We start from the raw sequence: 7,971 nt of genomic DNA, 5'->3' as shown, positions 1-7,971 counted from the left end.
ATGCGCTAAATATGGCTATTCACAATCAAAAACCAACCAAAGAACTGATTGTGCATTCAGACAGAGGAAGTCAATATTGCAGCCATGAATATCGAAATATACTTGAGCAATATGGTTTTCAAGGTTCTGAACCGTACCGGGTTTGTCGGAGACTTTTTATTTAAGTTAGGCCACCTGACCTAACGGGTTAATCTTATCATAGTACATTGCTTCAAACTCAAAAGGCGATACATAACCCAGTGCACTGTGTACACGCTTTTTGTTGAACCAATCTACCCAGTTTAGTGTCGCAAGCTGTACATCTGCTAAACCTTGCCAATCTGCTTTTAAATATTCAATCACCTCTATTTTGTATAAGCCATTCACTGTTTCAGCCAAAGCATTATCGTATGAATCACCAGTCGTACCGACTGATGCTCTTAAATTTGCTGCTTCTAAACGATTGGTATAGCGAATAGAAAGATATTGCACACCTCTGTCGGAATGATGAATCACATTCTTTGGCATGCCTCGATCGTGCAATGCTTGCTCCAATGCATCGAGCACCATATCTGTATTCATCCGTGTAGATACTTTCCATCCAACAATTGCTCGTGAGAACACATCAATAACAAATGCGGTATATACCCAGCCTGAATGAGTTTGAATATAGGTAAAGTCACCCACCCATAGTTGGTTTGGATGATCAGCATTAAAATTACGTTTCACTAAATCATCTGCCCGTTTTTGGTCATCTCGGTTACGGGTGGTTTGTTTATTCTTACCACGCCAAACACCTTGTATACCTAGCTTTTGCATCAATCGAGCAACTGTACAACGTGCAATAACATAACCCTCACGTTTTAATTTTTGCCAGACTTTACGTACACCATATCGACCTGAACTTTCCTTCCAAATTCGTTTAATTTGTTCAGCATGATGCTCATCATGTAGATCTCGTTTCGCTCGATGTTCTGGATTGTCAGCGAGATCTAAAGTTCGGTAATAGGTTGAAGCTGCGATCGGTAAAATCCTACAAATCGCATCAACACCATATCGATCTTTATTGTTATGGATAAAATCCACCATTATTTGTATGGGCGGTCGAGCTCCGCCTGGGCGAAAAAAGCGGCTGCTTTACGTAGAATTTCATTGGCACGTTTTAATTCTTTAATTTCACGTTCCATTTGCTTCATTTTTTCTTGATCAGATATCTGTTGTACTTTGGCGGGATTTTGTTGATCTAAGTATTTTTGATACCAAACACGTAGTGTTTCAGGAGTACAACCGATCTTAGGCGCAATTGCTGTGATTGCAGCCCAAGTAGAAGGATAATCTTTTTCAGATTCAATCAATAATTGAACCGCTCTTTCTCTGATTTCAGGGGTATATTTTAATTTTGTCATCGGGATAGTCTCTCAGAATATTGACTCTCCGACAAACCCGGTACGGTTCATTCAATGAGCAAGCGCGGAGACTGTTACGATAATGCACCGATTGAAAGCTTTTGGGGAATACTGAAAAATGAGTTAGTGCATCATTACAACTATCAAACCAGAGAAGAAGCCAAAGCAGATATTATAAAATACATTGAGTTATTTTATAATCATAGAAGAATTCAAAAGGGTTTGGGTTTTAAGACACCAAATCAAATGGCCGAAGACTTTTATAAGTTGGCTGCCTAGAATCTCCCAAGGGAAAGTCTCCTGATAATTCAGCGTATATCACAAAAGATATTTGAGAAATATCCGCAAGCGACTGGATATGTGCCCTTAAAAGCCAATGCTGTAGATATGACCGTTTTAGTGAATAAGGAAAAAGGTGAGGTGATTAAAATTGTTGACCTTCGTCCTTGGAAATAAACTCAAAACAACATAAAAAAAACCTGCATTTGAACTGCAGGTTTTTTTTATTCACTGAAATTTTCAAATCTGACTCTGAATATAATTCTCAATACCTACAGTCTCAGTTAAATCCAGCTGTGTAGTTGTCCAATCTAACCATTCTTCTTCTTTTTCTAAAATTTCTTGCACTAAATCGCGAGTCACATAGTCTAACTGTTCTTCTGCTAGCTTAACCGCGGCTTGTATCGCTTCGATGTTCTCTTTGACTTTACGCACATCGCAGTTCAATACTTCAACGGTATGTTGGCCGATATACAGCTTACCGAGATGTTGCAAATTAGGCAGGCCTTCTAAAAACAAAATGCGTTCAATAATTTTATCGGCATGCTTCATTTGGCGGATCGATTCTTTGTATTCCGCAGCGCCTAACTGTTCAATGCCCCAATCGTTAAACATCCGTGAATGAAGAAAATATTGGTTAATTGCAGTTAAATGATGATAAAGCACCTGATTTAACTGATTAATTACATCACGATTGCCTTTCATGTCTGACTCCTTAACTGCAATAAAGCTCGAACTAAGCAATATAAATTCGATATTAGAATAGAAATATCTTAAACAACAAAGTGTAATTTAGCGAGTGTTTTATAGAACAGCAAATGAAAATCACAATCAAAACAAGGCGCTAATTTCCAGATATTTAATAAATAAAAACCCGCTTAGAGTCAGAAGCGGGGGAGGAGGAATGGTCTGAGACCATTGGTTTTATAATTATGATTGTTGAGGAAACTTTAAAGTTTAGTTTATGCAGCAATTGCGATCCGAGCTGCAATTTGCGCAACTTCATCACTGATGATCATACGTGCTTCAGGAGCACAGCGACCACAACAGGTGCCTAAATCAAGCATATCGCGAACTTCACGATAGCTTTCGGCGCCATTGGCAATTGCATCTTTAATGTCTTGATCAGTAATACCACGGCACAAACAAACGTACATGAAATCAAACCAAGTGAATAAATGGGATAAGTAATATTATTGATAATTATTATCGTTTGTCAATAAAAATCATCTAAAAATACTTTTATGCTGATTGAGTTTTTGAATAAAAAATGTCATTTAAGCGGAAATCTGAGTAATGCTCAGATTTCCGTATGAGACTTCTATTCTTTTAGAATTTGATATTCAGTGATGGGCTTAAGCGGTATTTACTAACTTATTGATTAATAATAACCACGCCATCCATTTCTACTAAAGCGCCTTTTGGTAGGCTAGCTACACCGAGTGCTGCACGTGCTGGGTAAGGTTGAGCAAAGTATTCACCCATAATTTGGTTGACCAATTGGAAGTTAGAAAGGTCAGTGAGGAAAATATTCAACTTAGCGATATCTGCTAGCGTACCACCTGCAGCTTCACATACCGCTTTTAAGTTGTCGAATACACGGCGAATTTGAGCTTCAATGCCTTCTACCAGCTCCATGCTATATGGATCTAAGCCAATTTGACCTGATAAATACAAAGTGTCGCCCACTAAAATGGCTTGTGAGTAAGTACCAATTGCAGCGGGTGCATTTTCAGTATGGATTACCTGGCGGGACATCTATTTCTCCTATTATCATCACAGACACAGCACATATACATATGCGGTGTCAGGTTAGCTGGCAACTTTCGCAGGCTCAGCAATGGCAACAGGTTGTGCCAAACGACTGATGCGTGGGAAGCCAAAATGCATTCTTAAATTACGGATAATTTCGGCAATTTGTTTACGATTGTGTACAACAATATTCACATAGGTTTTTTCTTCATGTGAACGGACAGTTTCTACACCGACTTTTTCTTTACGGCATAGATAGATCAGCTCTGAAATTTGTTCATCATTTAACAGCATGTTTAAGCATAAATAGGCTGTAAAACTAATGTCCTCACTGTCTTCTGTAGTCCAGTGTAAAGGCATGATATTTTCAGGATGTAAATGTTGTTCATGCAATAAATTATGACAACGTGAACGGTGCACAATCAAACCACGACGTGATAAATGTCCTTGTATTGGATCACCTAAAACCGGGTTACAGCAGTGCGCATATTTGACGTCGACGCCATCAGTGCCCAAGATTAAGCGTGCAGAGTTTGAATTCTGAATGGTATCTTGAGCATATAAATGATTGGCAACCAATTGAGGTAGTAAGTCACCGACTGCAATCTGTTCAAACAATTGTTCTTTGTCATTTAAATGACGCCAATTCAGCACATTTTCCCAATCGGCTAATGTCAAATCACTCACAGAACGGTTAAAGAGTTTTAATGCGCGATTTAAAGCTTGCTGACCAACTAAGCGTTGTTCGTCTTGGTCCTGATCACGAAGGATATTTTGTAATGCACGACGGGCTTTTTGGGTGTTAATAAAGCTCAGCCAGTCAGGGTTTGGTGTTGCAAGAACATCAGTGATAATTTCAATCACTTGACCACTCAGTAATGGTGTTGAAAGGGGCTTGGTTTCCCCATCAATTTTCGCACCAACGGCATGGTTGCCCAAAAATAAGCTTGCTGAATAAGCGAAATCAACCGCTGTGGCACCCTGAGGGAGTTCATGCAAATGACCGTGTGGGGTATAAACCCAAATTTTCTCTTGATGTAGATAATCGAGTAATTCACTAAACGTGGTCTTGGCACATGCGCCATCGACTAACACGTTTAAATTTTGCATGGAGGCTTGGATCGCTGAGCGACAAGCTTGTGGTGCATTTTCACCGAGAACCACACCAAAGCGCGCCGCTTTACGCATCAACTCCGTTTGGATGGTCAGCGATAAAATGGTCTTTTCACCTTTTAAGCGCATCATCAGTGACTGGTTGCCACCTGGGAGTGGGCGACGGATATGATCGGCGTAATTAAGGACTTTAAAGCTTTCTTTGAGGATGTCAGCAAGTCGGTCACAGTCTGCGATGCTTTGTAAAATAATTTCAAAGGCATGACTATGAGTGAGCTCTTGCAGATCGATATCGTTTTTTACGAAGTGGCGAAGTAATTCAATATTATTATTTTTCTTTTTAATTCGACCTGAAATATGGTGCTGTTCAAGTAGGGTGGTAAGGTTGTTTTCCCACTTGGTTTGGTATTCGCAGCGTTTCGGTTTGGTTTGTAATAAAGCTTCTTGAACATTGTTATACATATCTAAGTCGAGATTTTGATAACACAAATGTTCAAGGTTGTCGGCCATTTCATTCATACCGACAAGGCGTGCCATAGGCACAAAAATTTCAAAAGTTTCTTGGGCAATACGAGCACGTTTGTCAGGGCGTAAAGCACCCAGTGTGGTCATATTGTGATAACGATCCGCAAGTTTAATAATAATGACACGTGGGTCTTGTAGGGTGGCTTGCAAAATTTTACGGAAGGATGCAGCTTTATTATATTCTTTATCACTAGAATGGCTGAGTTTGGTGACGCCGTCGACGAGTTCAGCAACGGTCAGACCAAATTTTTCAGTAATATCTTGTTTAGTAAATTCAGTATCTTCGATGACATCATGTAGTAAAGCGGCCATTAAAGTTTCCGCATCCAGACGCATATGCGCCAAAATACAGCTCACCGCAATTGGGTGAAGGATGTAGGGTTCGCCACTTTTACGGGTAATGCCATCATGGGCAATATCCGCATAGTCGCAAGCTTCAAGCACGCGTTCGACATCACTTACTGAAAGGTAAGCGTCGATTATCACATTTAACTGTTGCTTGGCTTGGCTGACCATTGGGCCTGGCATAGAACACCCTTTTACTACTGATTTACAAATGAAACGGTTAATACTTTAATGAAATGCATATTGCATGACTTGTCAATTTTTTTAGTTTAAAAAAATGAAAATCTTTTTCGCTTGCTTTGCACTTCTTAAGCTTATGTTATAACTGTTCTGAGTAAAATATTAAAGAGAATCCATAAAAAAAGCCTAGTTAAAAACTAGGCTTTTAAGGTCAGGTTTATCTTATTGGAAAGAAAAACCGTCTAAGTTTAGGTTATTTGCAGAAAGTGCAAGGTCTAAACTTGAAGTTTGGTAGTCTTGTTCACGTTGTTTCAAAATGTCTTTAGAAACGTGACCCGCTGCGATTTCACGAAGAGCAACAACGGTTGGTTTGTCATTGTCCCACTCAACAGTAGGTTCGATACCTTGACGTGCCAATTGACGCGCGCGTTTGCTTGCCACTAGTACAAGCTCAAAGCGGTTGTCTACATGGTCTAAACAATCTTCAACGGTTACGCGTGCCATAAGAATTCTCGTTTGAATATAAATTTTTAACAGACTGTGCAGTATAAGGTGCTTTGTCTATAGACTCAAGTTTTAATCACTGTTCCGTAGGGGTGATTAATTTCTCAATCAGTTTTTCATGGCGCATGGCTTGTTGTTTTAAAACAAGACGATTGGCAATAATCACGGACTCTAAGTCATGCAGTGCTTTATTAAAGTCATCATTAATAATGACATAGTCAAAATTAACATATTGCTGCATATCTTCTACGGCACAGCCGAGACGATGTTCAATCACTTCAACAGAGTCTGTACCACGATTGGATAAACGTTGACGTAAATCGAACTGACTCGGAGGGAGAATAAAAATTTGTCTAGATTCAGGAAAAAGTTTACGAACCTGTTCAGCACCTTGCCAGTCAATTTCAAGTAGAACGTCATGACCTTTAGCCAATTGTTCTTTTACTGTGCGCTGTGCAGTACCGTAATAATTACCAAAAACTTCTGCATATTCAATGAAGCCACCTTCATTCACCAAAGATAAAAAATCTTCTTTTTTTGCAAAATGGTAATGTACGCCGTCTAATTCGCCAGGACGCTGACCACGAGTGGTATGAGAAACAGAGACATGTAAATTATTTACACGTTCAAGCAGGGCTTTAACGAGGGATGTTTTGCCCGTTCCCGAAGCAGCAGAAACGACAAACAAGAGACCCGACATGATATTTTTCCTGATATGATAAAATATCTTCTCTATTTTAGAGTAGACGCGCGCCAAACAAAATAGTCAGACGTCTATTGTTTACATTTATTTCAAGTGATACCCGTAAAATTGAGTGGGCATTGAGGATTCTATGGAAATTGTTTTAGCTAATCCACGTGGTTTCTGTGCAGGTGTTGATCGCGCCATCGCGATCGTGAACCGTGCCCTAGAATGCTTGAACCCACCGATTTATGTACGGCATGAAGTGGTACACAACAAATTTGTAGTCGATGACTTGCGTCAGCGTGGCGCAATCTTTGTCGATGAGCTCGATGAAGTGCCGGACGACAATATTGTGATTTTTAGCGCACATGGGGTTTCCAAGGCGGTACAGCTTGAAGCCGAACGCCGTGGTTTAAAGGTTTTTGATGCAACCTGTCCATTGGTCACCAAGGTGCATATTGAAGTGACCAAATATGCGCGTGAAGGCGTAGAAGCTATTCTGATTGGTCATGAAGGTCACCCGGAAGTCGAAGGCACCATGGGGCAATATGACAAGAAAAATGGTGGTGAAATTTATCTGGTCGAAGATGAAGAAGATGTTGCTGCCTTAACTGTGCATCATCCTGAAAAAGTGGCTTTTGTCACGCAAACAACCTTGTCGATTGATGATACGGCGAAAGTGATTGATGCTTTACGCCAAAAATTCCCGCTGATTCAAGGGCCGCGTAAAGATGATATTTGCTATGCCACCCAAAACCGCCAGGATGCAGTACGAGATCTAGCCGAGCGTTGTGATGTGGTACTTGTCGTGGGTTCGCCAAATTCATCAAACTCCAACCGTCTGCGTGAGTTGGCAGAACGTATGGGTAAAGCGGCTTATCTGGTTGATAATGCCGATGAACTCAAACAGGAATGGTTTGAAAAAAATGCTCAGATTGGAGTAACCGCTGGAGCCTCTGCACCAGAAATTCTGATTAAACAGGTCATTCAGCGTTTACAGGATTGGGGTGCCCAAGCACCTAAAGAGCTGGATGGTCGTGAAGAGAGTATTACATTTAGTTTACCGAAAGAGTTACGTATTCCGGTAACTCAGGCCTAAAGTGTTAAACACTTAACAGTCTGAATTTTTTAGGAATTGACAGATAGTTGCTTTTTGGCAATTATCTGTTTTTTTATGCCTTTTATCCTTATTTGTGTTTGTTT

General features: G+C 40.1%; 8 protein-coding genes, 3 pseudogenes and 1 other annotated feature. Of the genes and pseudogenes, 4 read left to right on the top strand and 7 right to left on the bottom strand.

Going from position 1 to position 7,971, the window contains the following annotated elements:
• Positions 1–128: pseudogene (locus FTU37_RS12990) on the top strand (DDE-type integrase/transposase/recombinase); the annotation flags it as partial.
• 37 nt (positions 129–165) lie between these two features.
• Here FTU37_RS12990 and FTU37_RS12985 read toward each other — a convergent pair.
• Positions 166–1,385, bottom strand: a protein-coding gene (locus FTU37_RS12985) for an IS3 family transposase (protein ID WP_180124470.1) whose coding sequence is annotated in 2 segments (ribosomal slippage) — positions 166–1,109 and positions 1,109–1,385 — 1,221 coding nt in all. Because the reading frame shifts where the segments join, the coding sequence is not laid out codon by codon here.
• Positions 994–1,110, bottom strand: a sequence feature (AL1L pseudoknot). It overlaps the preceding gene by 117 nt.
• A 51-nt stretch (positions 1,386–1,436) precedes the next feature.
• Here FTU37_RS12985 and FTU37_RS12980 point away from each other — a divergent pair.
• Both FTU37_RS12980 and FTU37_RS16760 read left to right on the top strand, forming a co-directional pair.
• A pseudogene (locus FTU37_RS12980) lies at positions 1,437–1,664 on the top strand (IS3 family transposase); the annotation flags it as partial.
• Between the two features lie 48 nt (positions 1,665–1,712).
• Positions 1,713–1,841: pseudogene (locus tag FTU37_RS16760) on the top strand (type IV pilin accessory protein); the annotation flags it as partial.
• Between the two features lie 63 nt (positions 1,842–1,904).
• On the opposite strand, the gene bfr reads toward FTU37_RS16760, so the two are convergent.
• The 6 genes from bfr to gmk form a co-directional block, all read right to left on the bottom strand.
• Positions 1,905–2,369, bottom strand: a complete 465-nt coding sequence (gene bfr, locus FTU37_RS12975) for a bacterioferritin (protein ID WP_180124469.1) — start codon at positions 2,367–2,369, stop codon at positions 1,905–1,907.
• Between the two features lie 257 nt (positions 2,370–2,626).
• Positions 2,627–2,821: a bacterioferritin-associated ferredoxin gene (locus FTU37_RS12970; RefSeq protein ID WP_078192519.1), complete on the bottom strand. Its 195-nt coding sequence runs from the start codon at positions 2,819–2,821 to the stop codon at positions 2,627–2,629.
• 217 nt (positions 2,822–3,038) lie between these two features.
• Entirely contained in the window at positions 3,039–3,422 is a 384-nt protein-coding gene (locus FTU37_RS12965) for a RidA family protein (protein WP_078189365.1), read from the bottom strand.
• Positions 3,423–3,476: 54 nt separating this feature from the next.
• A complete protein-coding gene (locus FTU37_RS12960; RefSeq protein ID WP_180124468.1) occupies positions 3,477–5,582 on the bottom strand; it encodes a bifunctional (p)ppGpp synthetase/guanosine-3',5'-bis(diphosphate) 3'-pyrophosphohydrolase in 2,106 nt (701 codons plus the stop codon).
• A gap of 219 nt (positions 5,583–5,801) precedes the next feature.
• Positions 5,802–6,083 (bottom strand): DNA-directed RNA polymerase subunit omega, encoded by a 282-nt coding sequence (gene rpoZ / locus FTU37_RS12955; protein ID WP_067762989.1) that lies wholly within the window; start codon positions 6,081–6,083, stop codon positions 5,802–5,804.
• 76 nt (positions 6,084–6,159) lie between these two features.
• Entirely contained in the window at positions 6,160–6,783 is a 624-nt protein-coding gene (gene gmk, locus FTU37_RS12950) for a guanylate kinase (RefSeq protein ID WP_180124467.1), read from the bottom strand.
• 133 nt (positions 6,784–6,916) lie between these two features.
• On the opposite strand from gmk, the gene ispH reads away from it, so the two are divergent.
• Positions 6,917–7,867, top strand: coding sequence for a 4-hydroxy-3-methylbut-2-enyl diphosphate reductase (gene ispH, locus FTU37_RS12945; RefSeq protein WP_180124466.1), 951 nt, complete (start codon positions 6,917–6,919; stop codon positions 7,865–7,867).
• The last annotated feature ends 104 nt before the right edge of the window (positions 7,868–7,971 follow it).

Origin of the sequence: Acinetobacter sp. YH12097 (assembly GCF_013419225.1) — a bacterium.
GTDB lineage: Bacteria > Pseudomonadota > Gammaproteobacteria > Pseudomonadales > Moraxellaceae > Acinetobacter > Acinetobacter amyesii.
Note: the sequence above shows the minus strand (reverse complement) of the source record. Positions and strands in the feature narration are given on the sequence as shown.

Coding starts and splice junctions, on each gene's coding strand:
- FTU37_RS12960 (WP_180124468.1), bottom strand. CDS start 5,582: ATGCCAGGCCCAATGGTCAGCCAAGCCAAGCAACAGTTAAATGTGATA.
- rpoZ (WP_067762989.1), bottom strand. CDS start 6,083: ATGGCACGCGTAACCGTTGAAGATTGTTTAGACCATGTAGACAACCGC.
- FTU37_RS12970 (WP_078192519.1), bottom strand. CDS start 2,821: ATGTACGTTTGTTTGTGCCGTGGTATTACTGATCAAGACATTAAAGAT.
- ispH (WP_180124466.1), top strand. CDS start 6,917: ATGGAAATTGTTTTAGCTAATCCACGTGGTTTCTGTGCAGGTGTTGAT.
- FTU37_RS12965 (WP_078189365.1), bottom strand. CDS start 3,422: ATGTCCCGCCAGGTAATCCATACTGAAAATGCACCCGCTGCAATTGGT.
- gmk (WP_180124467.1), bottom strand. CDS start 6,783: ATGTCGGGTCTCTTGTTTGTCGTTTCTGCTGCTTCGGGAACGGGCAAA.
- bfr (WP_180124469.1), bottom strand. CDS start 2,369: ATGAAAGGCAATCGTGATGTAATTAATCAGTTAAATCAGGTGCTTTAT.